The following is a 15,008-nucleotide window of genomic DNA, read 5'->3' on the forward strand; positions in this document are numbered from 1 at the left end:
GCGTTTCGCCAAGGGGCGCCAAATGACGGCGGAAGCCGTCACGCAGATTTCGGATCTGCAATTCACCCGCGCCTACCGCGTGCCGTTCCAGTTCTCCCGCCTCGTGCAGGAAAATCTCGGCACCTCGGCCTTCATGGAATCGTCCTCCGGCGTCACCGTGACCGACGTCGACGGCAACGTGTTCTACGACCTCACCGGCTCCTACGGCGTCAACGTCTTCGGCAACGACTTCTATAAAGAGTGCATCGCTGCGGGCGACAAGCGCGCCGAAAAACTCGGCCCCGTGCTTGGCACCTACCATCCCGTCGTCGCCGACAACGTCAAGCGCATCTGCGACATCTCCGGCCTCGACGAAGTCTCGTTCCACATGTCCGGCACCGAAGCGGTGATGCAGGCGGTGCGGCTGGCGCGCTATCACACCAAGCGAACCCATCTGGTTCGCTTCGCCGGTGCCTATCACGGCTGGTGGGGCGACGTGCAGCCCGGCGTCGGCAATCCGATTGCCGCGCACGAGACCTATACGCTCGCCGACATGTCGGAAAAGACGCTGCATGTCCTGCGCACCCGCCACGACATCGCCTGCGTACTGGTCAACCCGCTGCAGGCGCTGCATCCGAACAGCAACGCGCCCGGCGATTCCTCGCTGGTGGATTCCTCGCGCACTGCGCATTTCGATCGCGAGGCCTATACCGCCTGGCTGAAGCAATTGCGCGAGGTCTGCACCGAACGCGGCATCGTGCTGATCTTCGACGAGGTGTTTCTCGGTTTCCGGATCGCCGCCGGCGGCGCCCAGGAATATTTCGGCGTCCGCGCCGACATGGTGACGTATGGCAAGAGCCTCGCCGGTGGCCTGCCGATCGGCGTCGTCTGCGGCAAGAAGGAACTGATGCGCCGATTCCGCGACGATCATCCGGCCGACATCTGCTTCGCCCGCGGCACCTTCAACTCGCACCCCTACGTCATGACCGCGATGGACGAATTCCTGTCGCGGCTGTCGAGCCCGAACTTCCGCAGCATCTATGACCGGCTCGACGAGACCTGGAACGGCCGCGCCGAAGCGCTCAACGCGCACCTTGCGCAGCAAGACCTTCCCGTCCGCGTCGCCAACTTCTCCTCGGTCTGGACGGTGCAATATACCGAGCCGTCCCGCTACAACTGGATGTTCCAGTATTACCTGCGCGCCGAGGGCCTCTCCTTGAGCTGGGTCGGCACCGGCCGGTTGATCTTCAGCCTGAACTTCACCGACGCCGATTTCGCCGAAGTGGAGAGCCGCTTCATTGCGGCCGCGCACAAGATGAAGCGCGACGGCTGGTGGTGGCATTCGCCAGATCTGACCAACAAGGCGATCCGCCGCCAGATCCTCAAAGAGATGCTGGCGAGCCGGTTTCGGCGGTGACGAGCTTCCCGCTTCTTGCTCTGTCATGGCCGGGCTTGTCCCGGCCATCCACGTCTTCATGCCGCGGCGGTAAAGACGTGGATGCCCGGCACGAGGCCGGGCATGACGAGTCGGAGACATCTAAGGTCGAGTTTCAGGCGTGCTTTTCGATCAGCTCGTTGTGCTCGATGATATCGAGGCCGGGATCGATCAGTTCGCCGCGCAGCAGCGCCAGCGGCGCCTTGCAGTAGAGTTTGAAATCGTTGAAGGGGTCGGTGAGGATCTTGGTCATCCAGACCAGACCGGTTTCGACGTCGCGGATGAAGAACAGCTGCACGGTGCGGAACAAGAGACCGCCGATGCCGACCACCAGCCAGATCTTGGCGACCTGCCGCATGAAATCGGCCGGCGTCACCCAGGGCGAAACCATGCCGAACAGCGTCGGGTCGAAATACAGCACGACCGGCGAAGCCGCCCAGATCGTCATCAGCACGACCTTGCGGCGCAGGTTATAGCCGACCTTGATCTCTTCCTTGTGCTCGTGGGTCGCCTGGTTGAGATGATCGTAGTCGCGTGGCTCGAAGAAGAAGTGCCCGGCCTGGCGCGAAGTCATCGAGACCAGCCAGCCGATCAAGGCCGACATCAAGGGATCGAAGAACATCATCACGTAGCCGATGAGGAAACTCACGGCGCTGACGAAGTGCAGGCTCTGGTTGATCCGGCTGTGGTGATAGTAGCGATGGTCATCCCAGCGCTGGATCCGCAGCTGCTCCAGGAAATTCTTGATCATGGTCTTCCCCAAAAGGTGAGTCGCAGGAACTTTACAGGATTTCGATGTCTCGTGTGTGACATCATCATAATGTCACAAAACTTCACGCAACGTCGCTGTCATAAAACTTTGCCGGACTAACAAGGCGTTAGCGCCTTAGCTCGGCTTGGCGACTTTCCGGATACGAACGAGCGAGAAATGCCCGAGCGGCGGGATCAAGCGCCGCTCCACCAGCTCGACGTTTTTCGCGCCCGAAAGCCAGCTCGTGTAGCGCGACCAGGCGAACTCGGCGGTGCGGAAGCCGAGATGACGAACCACCGGCTGCAGGCTCTGCTCGATCAAGCGGCGCAAGCCTTCGTCGGCGCTGACGCGGGTCAGGATGATGAGTTCGCCGCCCGGCCGCAGCACGCGGGCGAATTCATCGAGCGCGGCTTCCGGATTCGGCACGGCGGTCACGACATATTGTGCCATCACGACGTCGAAGGAATTGTCCTCGAATTCGAGCTTCTCGGCGTCCATCACCGCGAGCCCCTCGACATTCTTCAGCTTCTGCTCGGCGACGCGCTTTCTCGCCTTGTTGAGCATGGCTTCCGAAATATCGGTGCCGAAGATCCGCAGGTTCGGCGAATAAAGCGGCAGCGAAATGCCGGTGCCGACGCCGACCTCGAGGACGCGGCCGCCGATCTTGTTGGTGGCCTGGATCGCGGCGTCGCGGCCCTTGGAGAACACGCCGCCGAACACGAGGTCGTAAACCGGCGCCCAACGGTCATAGGCCTGCTCGACCATTTCGCGGTCGAAGTCGAGTTCGGTGCCGTCCAGCTTGATGCTCTCTGCCATCGTCGTTTTCTCGTTTTCCTTTGGTATGGCCGATCCGGCGTTGCCCGATCCGGCCTCTGATGTGTGGTCCTGACTTCTATTCTTAGCCACCCACTGCATGGCTTTCGGTTGCGATCGCGACCGGCCGCAGCGTGCGGCTGGACTGCAGAGCACTCAGGTTACCGATGAACTGACGCGCGCTGTTTTCCCAGGAACGCTCCAGCGCAAACTGGCGACAAGTATCGCGAGACATGGTCAGCGCGCGCAGGCACGCGGCGCCGAGGTTGTTGTCGAGCGCGCCGATCGGATGATCGGCAATGACGTCGATCGGGCCGGTGACGGGAAACGCCGCGACCGGCGTGCCGCAGGCGAGCGCCTCGAGCTGCACGACGCCGAACGTATCGGTGAGGCTCGGGAATACGAAGACGTCGGCGGCGGCCAGATGCGCGGTGAGGTCCGCACCCTTCTTTTCGCCGAGGAACTTCACGTCGGGATATTTCTGCTCGAGCTCCTGACGCTGCGGGCCGTCGCCGACCACGACTTTCGAACCGGGCAGATCGAGCGACAGAAACGCCTCGATGTTCTTTTCGATGGCGACACGTCCCATGGTCATGAAGATCGGGCGCGGCAGATCGAGCGTTGCCGGATGATCCGGGTTGAACAGCCTGGTGTCGACGCCGCGGCCCCAGAAGCCGAGCTTGCGGAAGCCGCGCGCGGACAGATCATTATAAAGGGACGGCACCGCGACCATCGTCGTTGCCGCCGCATTATGGAAATAACGCAGCACCGCGTAGCTGACCGAAGCCGGAATCGGCGCGCGCGCCCTGATATATTCCGGAAAGCGCGTCGTGTAGGACGTCGTGAAGCCAAGTCCACGGCGCCGGCAATAGGCCCGCACCGCCCAGCCGACGGGACCTTCGGTCGCGATGTGAATGGCTTCCGGGTTCGCAGCCTCGATCCGCCGCGCGATCTCGCGCCGGTGCGGCCAGGCGATGCGCAGACCCGGATAGGTCGGCAGCTCCATCGACGGAAAACCTTCCGGCGTCAGAAACGTAATGTCGGCGCCGAGCGGACCGGCCGCGCGCTGCAACGAGGTCAGTGTGCGCACCACCCCGTTAACCTGCGGATGCCAAGCGTCTGTCGCGACCAAGATTCGCATCGCCAATGCCTTCCGATTCAGCCCTGCTGATTCTTTTCGGCGCGACGTTGCGTCAGAGATATTTCAAGCGTGTGACGTCATAGAGGTTAACGGCCTCGAATTTCGCATGACGCCCAGTTTTCGCTGTCGTTAAGACTTTGCGGGCGCCGTTCCAGCCGCTTCATGACAGTGAGATGAAATAATTGATGAACGCGATGCAGGCATTTTCGCCGTCCCGCGAAAATGTCCCGCAATGATTTTCCCTTAAGGATTGATCCCAACGACGCGGCAGCAACGGTCGCGCAAGCCCATAACAACAAGGAGCGACAGATGTTCGGATCTCGTGATCTCGTCTCGCATTCGCGCCGCGCTTTCGCGGGCCTCATGCTGATCGCTGGCGCGATTGCGTTGACCGGTTCTGCCGGCGCTGCACCTTTGCCGCTGTTTCCCTTCCCCTCGATCGAACAACCGCAGGCCGTTCAGCCGGCTCCATCAGACCAGGCCGACGCGCCGTTCGAGTTGCCCGCGCGCTTCAAGCGCCAGACCGTCAACTATGCGAGCCGCGAAGCGGCCGGCACGATCATCATCGATACGCCCAACACCTATCTCTATTACGTGCTCGGTAACGGACAGGCGATCCGCTACGGCATCGGCGTCGGCCGCGACGGCTTTACCTGGTCGGGCGTGCAGACGATCACCAAGAAAGCCGAATGGCCGGATTGGACTCCGCCGCCTGAGATGATCGCGCGCCAGCCCTATCTGCCGCGTCATATGGCCGGCGGCCCCGGCAATCCGCTTGGCGCGCGCGCGATGTATCTCGGCGGCACGGTGTATCGCATCCACGGCACCAATCAGCCGTCGACGATCGGCAGCCATGTATCTTCCGGCTGCATCCGCCTCACCAACCAGGATGTCAGCGATCTCTATTCGCGCGTCAGCGTCGGCACCAAGGTGATCGTACTGCCGATGGATCGCCGCGCCGACAATTCGCTCCGCCAACGCGGCTAGTGCGGGCGGGCCAGAAGTCCGCAACCGGAAAGATCAGGTTCCCGGGACTTTCCCCCAAGTCCCATCTGGAGAGAGGCACGGCGTCCCCCCGCGCCTTTCTTGCTTTTGTAAGGCTTTGGTTTTCTTCGTAGAAACAATCCGACCATATTGCGGCCCGAGGGTTCGACCATATCTTGGGCTGGTCGAGTTACCGGTAAGCGGGGTAGCGCCCCTCACCCCGGCCCTATAGAGTCTTGTCGAATCTGTCCGGGGGGACGATGCGTCTGAAAGTCATTCTGATCGGGGCCGCGGTGCTCGCGGTCTCGTTCATCGCCAGTCTGCTGGCGATGAACTGGCTTTCTCCGAGCGGCTCGGCCTTCCGCCCGGCTGTCGTCGACTTGCCGCCGCTGCCGCCCGCCCCGCGCAGCTCCGTGATCCTGGCGCAGGTCACCATTCCGATCAGCGCCATTCGCGATACGGCCGACCGCGGCACGCCGCGCAACTTTTCCGGCAAGGCCGACAATCCGGTGGCGCAGGTGCTGCAAAACGCCGACATCGGCTGGACCGCCTCGCGCGGCCCGATCGGCGTTGCCGGCGGCCAGGACGTGCTGTCGCTGACGACGGGCTTGAGCGGAAAACTGAACGTCACGGGTTCGCTGGCCGCCAAAACCACCGGCGCGGTCGGCGACGCCATCGGCGGACTGATCGGCGGCAACCTCGCCAAGCAGATCGGCAGCATCAACATCAAGGGGGTCAATGCCTCCGCCGAGATCAAGGGCAATGTCACCGTGACGTCGCGGCCGAAATTCGCCGCCGCCTGGCGCATCGAACCCAACCTCGCGGGTCAGGTGAATCTCGGCGACACCAACCTTTCGGTGGCCGGCGCCCGCGTCAGCGTGCCGGCGCAAGTGAAGCCGTTGATCGACAAGAACGTCGCCGATCAGATCAACGCCGCCGGCAACCGGATTCGCAACGACCCCTCGTTCGAGCGCAACGCGCGAATTCAGTGGAGCAAGGCCTGCCGTTCTATTCCGCTCACCGCGGGCAACGCTTCGGCGCCGCCGCTGTGGCTGGAATTGCGGCCGACGCGGGCGGTCGCCGTGCAGCCAAATGTCAGTGCGAGCGCCATCACCATGACCATCGGCATCGAGGCGGAAACCCGCATCACGCCGAAAGAAACCACGCCGATGTGTCCGTTCCCGGAAAAACTTTCGATCGTGCCGCCGACGCAGCCGATCGTCAGCATCGGCATCCCGATCGACATTCCCTTTGCCGATGTCGACAAGCTCGTCGAGGCGCAACTGATCGGGCGTCACTTTCCCGAGGACGGATCGGGTTCGACCGACGTGACCGTGAAGAATGTGCAGGTGGCGGCGTCCGGCGACCGGCTGTTGATTTCGCTTTTGATCAACGCCAGGGAAAAGGCCAGCTTCATCTCGTTCGGCGGCGAGGCCACCGTCTACATCTGGGGCAAACCGGTGCTCGACCAGAAGAACCAGATCCTGCGGCTTGCCAATGTCGAGATGGCGCTGGAGTCGGAGGCTGCCTTTGGACTGCTCGGCGCGGCAGCACGCGCCGTCATGCCGCATCTGCAAAAGACCCTCGCCGAGAAGACCACGGTCGACCTCAAGCCGTTCCTCGGCGATGCGCAAAAGATGATGGCAAGCGCCATCGCCGATCTGCAAAAGAACGACAGCAGCCTGCGCGTGACAACCGAGATCGACAATCTCGGCCTTTCCGACATCGCCTACGATTCCAAAACGCTGCGGCTGATCGCCGAGGTTACCGGCACCATCAACGTCACCGTCGCATCGCTGCCCGGGTTTTAGGAACCTTGGCCGACTGACCCTCTCCTTGTTCTGGGAGAGGGTTAACGCGCCGTGCTGACGGCTTTTGAGGCTTGGCGGGCGGCGCCGAAGCCGGTTACAACAGGCCATCAAGATCAAAAACAAACAGACAATGCCCAGGGAGAAAACATGATGAGATCATTTGCGGCCACGCTGATCACCGGACTTGCGGCCGGATTTGCCCTTGCCGCATCCGGCGGGGCGGCGAACGCGCAGATTTCCGATGACGTCGTCAAGATCGGCGTGCTGACCGACATGTCGAGCCTTTATGCAGACGCTACCGGCAAGGGCTCGCTGGTCGCCACGCAGATGGCGGTCGCCGATTACGGCGGCAAGGTCAAAGGCAAGCCGGTCGAGGTGGTCTCCGCCGACCACCAGAACAAGCCCGATGTCGCGCTCAGCATCGCCCGCGGCTGGTACGACAACGAAAAAGTCGATGCGATCTTCGACGTGCCCACCTCTTCCGTGGCGCTGCCGATCTCGGCGCTGACGCGCGAAAAGAACAAGATCCACATCAACTCCGGCGGCGGCACCTCGGATCTGACCGGCGTCGCCTGCTCGCCCAACACCGTGCACTGGACCTACGACACCTATTCGCTGTCCAACGTCGCCGGCAAGGCGATGGTCAAGCGCGGCGAGGACACCTGGTTCTTCGTCACCGCCGACTACGCGTTCGGCATGGCGCTGGAACGCGATGCGGCCAATGTCGTGAAGGAGAACGGCGGCAAGGTGCTCGGCGACGTGCGGCATCCGCTCAACAATTCGGATTTCTCCTCGTTCCTGCTGCAGGCCCAATCTTCCAAGGCCAAGGTGATCGGCCTCGCCAATGCCGGCGGCGACACCCAGAACGCGCTGAAGCAGGCGGCCGAGTTCGGCATCACCCAGGCCGGACAGAAGATGATCGCGCTGCTCACGGAGATCACCGACGTGCATTCGCTCGGGATCAAGGCGACGCAAGGGCTGATCGTCACCGACGCCTTCTATTGGGACACCAACGACGAGACGCGCGCCTTCTCCAAACGCTTCAACGAGAAGGTCGGCCACATGCCGACCATGATCCAGGCCGGTCTTTACTCGGCGACCATGCATTACCTGAAAGCGATCGAGGCGATCGGCACCGACGATTCGCAGAAGGTAATGGCGCAGATGCGCGCCATGCCGATCAACGATTTCTTCGCCAAGAACGGCAAGATCCGCATCGACGGGCGCATGGTCCACGACATGTATCTGTTCGAGGTCAAGAAGCCCGAGGAATCCAAGAGCGAGTGGGATCTTTACAAGCTGCTCGCCACGGTTCCCGGCGACGAGGCATTCCGTCCGCTCGACAAGGGCAATTGCCCGCTGGTGAAGACCAACTGAGGTCGTCGACCTCGCCGGGACAAGACCGCATCGTACCAACAAAGAAGGCCCCGACCGAAGTCGGGGCCTTTCACTTTTGCGAACGACAGTGTCCGCTCAGTACTTCGCGACCACCGGACCAAGCGGGGTGATCGGATCCCACTTCAATGAGAAGCGCGCCTGAACCACATCCGCACTGGTTTTGACCAGACGGCAATCGCCGGCACAGAATGGAACGCCATCTGCCGGACTGTTCATCGAGGCGGTACCGAGGTCGATATGCTTGTATTCAAGACCGACGATGATTGCGGTTTGCCTGCCTTTCCAGGCCGCATAGTCGACGCCGGCGCCGGCGAACCAGCCACCCTTGCGCTTGCTAAAATCGTCGAACACGCCACCCGGGGTGACCGCGCTCACGTTGATTTCTCCGCTCGCATAGCCGGCTGTGCCGTAGACGAGAAAGTCCCGGAACGCGTAGCCGAGGCGCGGCCCTACCGTCACAACACTGGCTAAACCTGCAGCGCAGAAGTCAGCGGGGTTAGGGCAACCGGCATTTGGCGTGCCGACGACCTGCGTGTCCTTGAAGCCGCTAAACCACGAGATGTCCAACCCTAACACCCAGTTGTTGGCCCACTGGTATTGCGCCCCGGCATGCAATCCGCCGACGCCGAAAGACCCGTCATGGTTGAAGTTCAGTGTTCCAAAACCGTTGGGCCAGAACGCACTCTGCGAGGTCCACGCGCCGCCGAAATTGGCTCCGACGTAAACTCCGGTCCAGCTGTACTCAGGGAGGAACACAGGCGGCGGCGCCTTGACCGGCAAATCTGCGGCCATTGCGCTCGTGGTTCCGAAGGCCACCACCGAAAGCAGCAAAGCGATCTTCTGCATGAAATTCCCCCCAAGGACTCAATTCAAGGCAGCAATTCGGCCGCCAGCATAACGCCGCGACGGCGGGAAATGATCAGCAACGTTGTCGCTTTGCCCGATTCCGTCGCATTTTGCCGCCGGGAGTGGTGAATTTACAACAAATATAGGTCAGCAAAGCTGCCCAACTGGTGCCGCTGAACCCGCACAACCCGGTACAGCGCGCAGATAATCGGCAGGTTTGAACCGGCATCAAAAAACGCGCCCGAAACCGCCGGACGCGCTTTTCTTGGTTCGAACCCCTGAAGCTGTGCGCTCCTCAATCTTCGTATTTGAAGGAGACGTTGAGCTTGGCGCGGTAGGCTTCAACTTTGCCGTTGGCGTCAAGTTGCAGGTCGAGCTTGACGACCTCGGCCACGCGAAGGTCTCGCAGCGTCTTCCCCGCCCTTTCGAGGGCAGCCGCGGCCGCCTTCTCCCACGATTCCTTGCTGGTACCGATCAGTTCAATGACTTTGTAGACGCTTTCGGTCATGTCGTCCTCCCGTTCGGTCTGAGGCAGACGCCTCTGTCCTCACGTCGGGATAACGGCGCTGCAAGGCGCAGGGTCCTGCACAAGCGAGCGCGCCCGGCAAAAACCGGGCGCGCTTTCTCATGCCTTGCGGGCCGCTGCCGCGCTCAGCATCACTCCGAATACTTGAATTCCGGCATCGACTTCAGCTCGTCCTTGTTCGCATTGAACACCGCGTGATCGGGATACCAAGGATTGGACTTGCTGGCCGGCGCACTGCTCGTGCTTGCCGAACCCGTCGTGGTCGGCGGAGAGGCCGGCGGGCGGGTGGTGCTGCTGCCGCCAGCACCGGGGGTACCCGTGCTCGCGGTGCCGGTATAGGCGACCGGCTCGGTCGAGAACTTCACCTTCTCGAACGGAACGGCGACGAGATGTTCGCCCATCCCGAGGAAGCCGCCGACGCCAAGCACCACGGCCTTGATGTTCCCGCTCTTGTCCATCAACAGGTCGTTGATGGAGCCGACCTTCTCGTTGTTGTCGTTGTACACGCTGAGGCCGACGACCTTCGAGGCGCGCCAATCGCCTTGCAACTGCGACGTCGAGATCGTGGTCGAAGTCGACGTCTTGTCCGCCGACGGAGCGGTAGATGGGGCCGGCGTCTGCGCCGAGGCGACGGTTGCGAGCAGTGCCGTACTGGCGAGCGCCGCGGTGATAGTTTTTGCAAACATGTGTTCCTCCTTAGCCAAAAGGTGAAGGGAAAACACAAAGCTCCAATCGCTGTTCCGCGGTTCCCGTATTTCGTTTGCTTGCATCGCGGTATCTATTCCCGGGGAACAGCAGGTTCCGCCATTCGCGAACGCGAAAAGCGCTCAGTTGCGTCCCCGCGTCTTCAGTTCAGCGACCGCTTCAGGCCGCCGCGCGCATTTCGCTGTCGAGGCCGTGCGAGTGTCCCGTTTCCGACGTTCGCATCAGCTTGCGGAAGCCACGTCTTCGAACTTCGGAAGCGAACGGACAGGGGTAAAGCTGCTGATCCAAGGTGGCTTTGGTTCAGAAGCCCGCTTGACGAAGTTGCGGCAACTATGATGCGACTTCTGAACCACCACGCTGGGGGGATCGCCTCGACGTGACAGGACATCTTTCCGGAGAGCGCGTCCATCTTGCAAAAGCTTACATGTTGCGTGGCATTGCGCCTGCGAGCCCGGAAATATCTGGAAACAAAAAAGCACCCCCATTGCCGTTATTGTCGGGCAGAGGATTAGAGATGCCACCCGTGCCACCCAACATTCTCGTCGTGGAAGACGACCGCGAAACGCGGGCTCTGATCGCGAAATATCTCCGCAACAACTCCTGCAACGTCACCACGGCCAATGACGGGCGCGAGATGAGCCGCGCCATGGCCGACCATCGCGTCGACCTCGTGATCCTCGACGTCATGCTGCCCGGCGAGGACGGTCTCAGCCTGTGCCGCAAGATTCGCGGCGAGTCGCAGGTGCCGATCATCATGCTGACCGCGCGCGGCGAGGACGTCGACCGCATCCTGGGCCTTGAGATGGGCGCCGACGACTATCTCGCCAAACCCTTCAACCCGCGCGAACTGCTCGCACGCATCAATGCGGTGCTGCGCCGTCAGGCCGCGGCGCAAACCGCAAGCGCCATGATGGGCGCAACCGCGCTCTCGTTCCAGGGTTGGCGGATCGACTTCCGCCTGCGCGAATTGCGCAATCCGGCCGGCGCCCGCGTCGCGATGACCTCGGCCGAATTCGATCTGCTTCGCGCCTTCTGCGAACGCCCGGGCCGGGTGCTGTCGCGCGACAGCCTGCTCGACCTGACGCAGGGCCGCAACGCCGGTTCTTTCGAACGGTCGATCGACGTGCTGGTCAGCCGCATCCGCCGCAAGATCGAAACCGATCCGCAGGATTCCAGCATGATCAAGACCGTGCGCTCGGGCGGCTATCTGTTCACGCCGACGGTCGAGCCCGCGGCGGCGCCGCTCGATACAGCCAAATGAAGCTGGTCGACTTTCTGAGGTTGAAGACCATCAGCGGGCAGATCACCGCGCTGGTGATCACCTCGATTGCGGCCATTCATCTCATCCTGACCATCATCTTCCTGACCAGCCGGCCGGATCAGCCGGAACAGCCGGATCCGAGCATCGACCGCGGCCACGCGCATTTCGCCGCCGCCGTGCAACTGCTCGGCACAGCCCCGGCCAGCGAGCGCCCGCGGATTTTTTCGGATCTGGCGCGCGCCTTTCCGAAGCTCGATATCCAGCCGTTGCCGGCCGGCCCCGCACCTCAAGCCGACGAGCCCGAAAGCTTTGACCTGCACGGCCTGCACCGGCGGCTCGATGCGAGCTATCGCATCTTTCCGCTTGCCAACGACCAGAAGCATCAGCGGGTCGGCGTCGTGCTGCCCGACGGCGCGATGATCTCGGCGCGGATGTTGCGCGATCCACGGCCACGGCTGTTCTGGGGCGGCCTGTGGTTTGCGACGCTGTTGTTTGCGATCGTCAGCGTCAGCCTGCTCAGCCTGTGGGCGACGCGGGCGCTGACCGCGCCGCTGTCGGCCTTCGCCAAGGCGGCCGAGAACTTCAGCGTCAATGGCGCGGCAGCCTCGCTTCCCGAACGCGGTCCGGAAGAGATCCGCTCCGTGGCAAAAGCGCTGAACCGGATGCGCGAACGCATCTCGGCTCTGATCGACGACCGCACCAAGATGCTGGCCGCGATCAGCCACGACCTGCGCACGCCGATCACGCGGATGCGGCTGCGCGCCGAATTCATCGAGGACGAGGGACATCGCCGCCGCATGATGAGCGATCTCGACCAGATGCGCTCGATGCTGGAGGCGGTGCTGTCGTTCCTGCGCAACGACCGCAGGCTGGAGGCGATGACGCTGACCGATATCGCCTCGACCTTGCAGCTCGTCGCCGATCAGTTCGTCGATGTCGGCCACAAGGTGACGTATGAGGGCCCGCAGCACGCGATGGCGACGGTGCGACCGGACGATCTGACCCGCAGCGTCACCAACCTGGTGGAGAACTCGGTCCGCTACGGCGCGCACGCGACCATTCGCCTGACGGTCTTGCCGGATACCGCGACCATCGAGGTCGAGGATGACGGCCCCGGCATTTCCGACGCCCGCAAGGAGGTCATGCTCGAGCCGTTCGTGCGCGGGGACGGCGCCCGCAACATGGACGATACCACCGGCTTCGGACTCGGACTTTCGATCGCGCGCGCCATCGCGCTGGCGCATGGCGGCGAACTCTCGCTGCACGACCGCCAGCCGCACGGGCTGATCGTGCGCATCGCGTTGCCGGTCCGGCAGGTGGTCAGCCAGCAGGCGGCGGAATGAAATCTCTAGTTTGCGCTGGCGCGCCTGTCGCGCTATGCCGCGATCGCGTCGTCGGCCTCTTCTGAATCGAAATAGGCGACCGACTCGAAATGGTAGTCGCAGGCCATGCAGCGCCACAGGTAAAAGGTACGACCGGGTTCGTGCTCGACCCATTCTGGCAGCGCGATCGAACGGCCGCATTGGGCGCAGGGGTTTCCCCTGGGCAACGAACGGAGTCCTGATCCGGTCATTGGCGTACCTCCCGTTTCTTGATCTTGATATTCTTGGTGCGATGTCGTCTTTGCCGGAAGACCGATGGGACAGGATTGCTGCCCGAAGCAACGCCTTCGCGGACGAGACTTGATGAAAGAGTAATGGGGCATTTCGACGGCGACGTCACCGCGACGTGACGACGCGATGAAATCAAATTTGTCGCGCATTCGAATTGAAATCAGCGGCGCGAACCCTGCATGCGATGCTCATGCATATTCGGAACCCTTGCATGCCACGCCGAGTTCCGCCACATCCCTGCCACGTCCATCGCATTGCATTGCCAAATACGCCGGTTATTCGCCGAAAGGTCGCCCCACCCATGAAGCGTCTATTGATGTTCCCCTCGCTTGCGCTCGCGCTCGCCCTGCTGTTTCCCGCTGCGGCCTATGCCCAGCGCAGCCAGTACGAGGAGATGGTCGCGCGACACGCGCAGGCGAACGGCGTGCCGGTCGAACTGGTGCACCGCGTCATCGTACGCGAGAGCCGCTACCGGCCGGGCCTGGTGGGACGCGGCGGCGCCATGGGCATGATGCAGATCAAGCTCGCGACCGCGCGCGGCCTTGGCTACACCGGCTCGGCGGAAGGCCTGCGCGATCCCGAAACCAACCTGACCTATGCAGTGAAATATCTGGCCGGCGCCTATCGCGCCGCGGGCGGCGACCAGAACAGGACGGTCGCCTACTATGCCGGCGGCTACTACTACGCCGCCAAGCGGCAGCGGATGGCACATAGCAGGCCTTCGGAGCCGCTGGTGATCGCGCCTGTAGTGGGTGAATAGGCATATCTCCTGTCCCGGATGCGGCGCGGCATGAAATGACGCGCCGCTGGTCCGGGACCCAAGCCAAATGGATCCCGGAGCTGCGGCGCACCGCTCGCGCGCTGCAGCGCGTCCAGGGCACGCGGGCGGGTTCCAAAAGTCGTGCATCGCGGGTCGAATAGGAGCAAACCGGTTCAAGCCGCGTTGACACCTCCGCATTCGGGCCTAAATTGAGGCTGTTCCGAGGGGAGCTCCGACGAGGAGCTGAGAGACCGCACCCTCCGGGTCCCGGACTAATCCGAAGGATTATGTCCAGTGGGACCAGGAGACCGCGGTGACCCTTTGAACCTGATCCGGGTCATGCCGGCGAAGGGACAGGGATGTACCAGAATTCAAAGACCCCGCGGGGGGATTCCCCGGTTTCCGTGATCGGCGCAGGCATCGCAGGTGCCTGGCATGCGTTGCTGCTCGCGCGTTCCGGCCGCCGCGTGACGCTACACGAGCGCAGTGACGCCGCCATGACGCAGTCCACCAGCCACTGGGCCGGTGGCATGCTCGCGCCCTATTGCGAGGCGGAAGTCTCCGAGCCCGTGATCGTGCGCCTCGGCCTGCGCTCGCTCAAACTCTGGCGCGACTATTTTCCGCAAACCCCGTTCAACGGTTCGCTGGTGGTGGCGCATGCGCGCGACCGCGCCGACTTCGAACGCTTCGCGCGGCTGACGAGCGGGCATCGAAAGCTCGATGCGCAGGCAATCGCCGCCATCGAACCGTCGCTCGAAGGACGTTTCCGCGACGGGCTTTTTTACCCCGACGAAGGCCATGTCGAACCGCGCAGGATCCTGCCCGAAATCCACGCCAGGATTCGCGAGGCCGGCGGCACGGTTCGATTCAACAGCGACGTCGAGCCTGATGATGTCCAGGGTGACGGGGGCATCGTGATCGATTGCCGCGGCCTGGCGGCGCGCGAGACGCAACCTGAGCTGCGCGGCGTCAAGGGCGAACTGAT

General features: G+C 62.7%; 15 protein-coding genes and 1 riboswitch. Of the genes, 8 read left to right on the forward strand and 7 right to left on the reverse strand.

Annotated features, from left to right (window positions below; translation table 11 throughout):
• Positions 1-1,396 (forward strand): aminotransferase class III-fold pyridoxal phosphate-dependent enzyme (locus VFL62_RS09205; RefSeq protein ID WP_325172062.1); only part of this gene is annotated, 1,396 nt, incomplete at its 5' end.
• A 133-nt stretch (positions 1,397-1,529) separates the two neighbouring features.
• Here VFL62_RS09205 and VFL62_RS09210 read toward each other — a convergent pair.
• From VFL62_RS09210 to VFL62_RS09220, 3 genes are all read right to left on the reverse strand, one after another.
• The gene (locus VFL62_RS09210; RefSeq protein ID WP_325172063.1) at positions 1,530-2,165 is read right to left on the reverse strand and encodes a hypothetical protein; all 636 of its coding nucleotides are present in this window, start codon (positions 2,163-2,165) and stop codon (positions 1,530-1,532) included.
• 135 nt (positions 2,166-2,300) lie between these two features.
• Positions 2,301-2,981, reverse strand: a complete 681-nt coding sequence (locus tag VFL62_RS09215; protein WP_325172064.1) for a class I SAM-dependent methyltransferase — start codon at positions 2,979-2,981, stop codon at positions 2,301-2,303.
• Positions 2,982-3,063: 82 nt separating this feature from the next.
• Entirely contained in the window at positions 3,064-4,119 is a 1,056-nt protein-coding gene (locus VFL62_RS09220; protein ID WP_325172065.1) for a glycosyltransferase family 1 protein, read from the reverse strand.
• A 309-nt stretch (positions 4,120-4,428) separates the two neighbouring features.
• On the opposite strand from VFL62_RS09220, the gene VFL62_RS09225 reads away from it, so the two are divergent.
• The 3 genes from VFL62_RS09225 to VFL62_RS09235 all read left to right on the forward strand — a co-directional run bounded on the left by VFL62_RS09225 (position 4,429) and on the right by VFL62_RS09235 (position 8,291).
• Positions 4,429-5,106, forward strand: coding sequence for a L,D-transpeptidase (locus VFL62_RS09225; protein ID WP_414644661.1), 678 nt, complete (start codon positions 4,429-4,431; stop codon positions 5,104-5,106).
• Between the two features lie 257 nt (positions 5,107-5,363).
• Positions 5,364-6,914 (forward strand): DUF4403 family protein, encoded by a 1,551-nt coding sequence (locus VFL62_RS09230; RefSeq protein ID WP_325172066.1) that lies wholly within the window; start codon positions 5,364-5,366, stop codon positions 6,912-6,914.
• 150 nt (positions 6,915-7,064) lie between these two features.
• On the forward strand, positions 7,065-8,291 hold the full coding sequence (locus VFL62_RS09235; protein ID WP_325172076.1) for an ABC transporter substrate-binding protein: 1,227 nt from the start codon (positions 7,065-7,067) through the stop codon (positions 8,289-8,291).
• A 96-nt stretch (positions 8,292-8,387) separates the two neighbouring features.
• Here the strand turns inward: VFL62_RS09235 and VFL62_RS09240 are convergent, their stop codons facing one another.
• The 3 genes from VFL62_RS09240 to VFL62_RS09250 all read right to left on the reverse strand — a co-directional run bounded on the left by VFL62_RS09240 (position 8,388) and on the right by VFL62_RS09250 (position 10,370).
• Complete coding sequence (locus VFL62_RS09240; protein WP_325172067.1) at positions 8,388-9,158, reverse strand: outer membrane beta-barrel protein; 771 nt, start codon at positions 9,156-9,158, stop codon at positions 8,388-8,390.
• A 295-nt stretch (positions 9,159-9,453) separates the two neighbouring features.
• Positions 9,454-9,666, reverse strand: a complete 213-nt coding sequence (locus tag VFL62_RS09245; RefSeq protein ID WP_325172068.1) for a dodecin family protein — start codon at positions 9,664-9,666, stop codon at positions 9,454-9,456.
• 149 nt (positions 9,667-9,815) lie between these two features.
• Positions 9,816-10,370 carry a PRC-barrel domain-containing protein gene (locus VFL62_RS09250; protein ID WP_325172069.1) on the reverse strand — a complete coding sequence of 185 codons (555 nt, stop codon included), beginning with the start codon at positions 10,368-10,370 and terminating at the stop codon, positions 9,816-9,818.
• Between the two features lie 533 nt (positions 10,371-10,903).
• Between VFL62_RS09250 and VFL62_RS09255 the strand changes: the two genes are divergently transcribed.
• Both VFL62_RS09255 and VFL62_RS09260 read left to right on the forward strand, forming a co-directional pair.
• Positions 10,904-11,650 carry a response regulator gene (locus VFL62_RS09255; RefSeq protein ID WP_325172070.1) on the forward strand — a complete coding sequence of 249 codons (747 nt, stop codon included), beginning with the start codon at positions 10,904-10,906 and terminating at the stop codon, positions 11,648-11,650.
• Complete coding sequence (locus tag VFL62_RS09260; RefSeq protein WP_325172071.1) at positions 11,647-12,993, forward strand: ATP-binding protein; 1,347 nt, start codon at positions 11,647-11,649, stop codon at positions 12,991-12,993. Before VFL62_RS09255 ends, VFL62_RS09260 begins: the two co-directional genes overlap by 4 nt.
• Before the next feature lie 32 nt (positions 12,994-13,025).
• On the opposite strand, the gene VFL62_RS09265 is transcribed toward VFL62_RS09260, so the two are convergent.
• Complete coding sequence (locus tag VFL62_RS09265) at positions 13,026-13,223, reverse strand: hypothetical protein (RefSeq protein ID WP_325172072.1); 198 nt, start codon at positions 13,221-13,223, stop codon at positions 13,026-13,028.
• Between the two features lie 341 nt (positions 13,224-13,564).
• On the opposite strand from VFL62_RS09265, the gene VFL62_RS09270 reads away from it, so the two are divergent.
• Both VFL62_RS09270 and VFL62_RS09275 read left to right on the forward strand, forming a co-directional pair.
• Positions 13,565-14,023: a lytic transglycosylase domain-containing protein gene (locus VFL62_RS09270; protein WP_325172073.1), complete on the forward strand. Its 459-nt coding sequence runs from the start codon at positions 13,565-13,567 to the stop codon at positions 14,021-14,023.
• Between the two features lie 213 nt (positions 14,024-14,236).
• A riboswitch (TPP riboswitch) is annotated at positions 14,237-14,395 on the forward strand.
• A partial coding sequence (locus VFL62_RS09275) for an FAD-dependent oxidoreductase (protein WP_325172074.1) occupies positions 14,383-15,008 on the forward strand: 626 nt, incomplete at its 3' end. (Overlaps the previous riboswitch by 13 nt.)

It is taken from the genome of Bradyrhizobium sp., from assembly GCF_035701725.1.
Classification (GTDB): Bacteria; Pseudomonadota; Alphaproteobacteria; order Rhizobiales; family Xanthobacteraceae; genus Bradyrhizobium.

Excerpts from the sequence above, each read along its gene's own strand:
- VFL62_RS09260 (WP_325172071.1), top strand. The coding sequence starts at position 11,647 with ATGAAGCTGGTCGACTTTCTGAGGTTGAAGACCATCAGCGGGCAGATC.
- VFL62_RS09240 (WP_325172067.1), bottom strand. The coding sequence starts at position 9,158 with ATGCAGAAGATCGCTTTGCTGCTTTCGGTGGTGGCCTTCGGAACCACG.
- VFL62_RS09255 (WP_325172070.1), top strand. The coding sequence starts at position 10,904 with ATGCCACCCGTGCCACCCAACATTCTCGTCGTGGAAGACGACCGCGAA.
- VFL62_RS09265 (WP_325172072.1), bottom strand. The coding sequence starts at position 13,223 with ATGACCGGATCAGGACTCCGTTCGTTGCCCAGGGGAAACCCCTGCGCC.
- VFL62_RS09220 (WP_325172065.1), bottom strand. The coding sequence starts at position 4,119 with ATGCGAATCTTGGTCGCGACAGACGCTTGGCATCCGCAGGTTAACGGG.
- VFL62_RS09225 (WP_414644661.1), top strand. The coding sequence starts at position 4,429 with ATGTTCGGATCTCGTGATCTCGTCTCGCATTCGCGCCGCGCTTTCGCG.
- VFL62_RS09245 (WP_325172068.1), bottom strand. The coding sequence starts at position 9,666 with ATGACCGAAAGCGTCTACAAAGTCATTGAACTGATCGGTACCAGCAAG.
- VFL62_RS09210 (WP_325172063.1), bottom strand. The coding sequence starts at position 2,165 with ATGATCAAGAATTTCCTGGAGCAGCTGCGGATCCAGCGCTGGGATGAC.
- VFL62_RS09270 (WP_325172073.1), top strand. The coding sequence starts at position 13,565 with ATGAAGCGTCTATTGATGTTCCCCTCGCTTGCGCTCGCGCTCGCCCTG.
- VFL62_RS09250 (WP_325172069.1), bottom strand. The coding sequence starts at position 10,370 with ATGTTTGCAAAAACTATCACCGCGGCGCTCGCCAGTACGGCACTGCTC.
- VFL62_RS09230 (WP_325172066.1), top strand. The coding sequence starts at position 5,364 with ATGCGTCTGAAAGTCATTCTGATCGGGGCCGCGGTGCTCGCGGTCTCG.
- VFL62_RS09235 (WP_325172076.1), top strand. The coding sequence starts at position 7,065 with ATGAGATCATTTGCGGCCACGCTGATCACCGGACTTGCGGCCGGATTT.
- VFL62_RS09215 (WP_325172064.1), bottom strand. The coding sequence starts at position 2,981 with ATGGCAGAGAGCATCAAGCTGGACGGCACCGAACTCGACTTCGACCGC.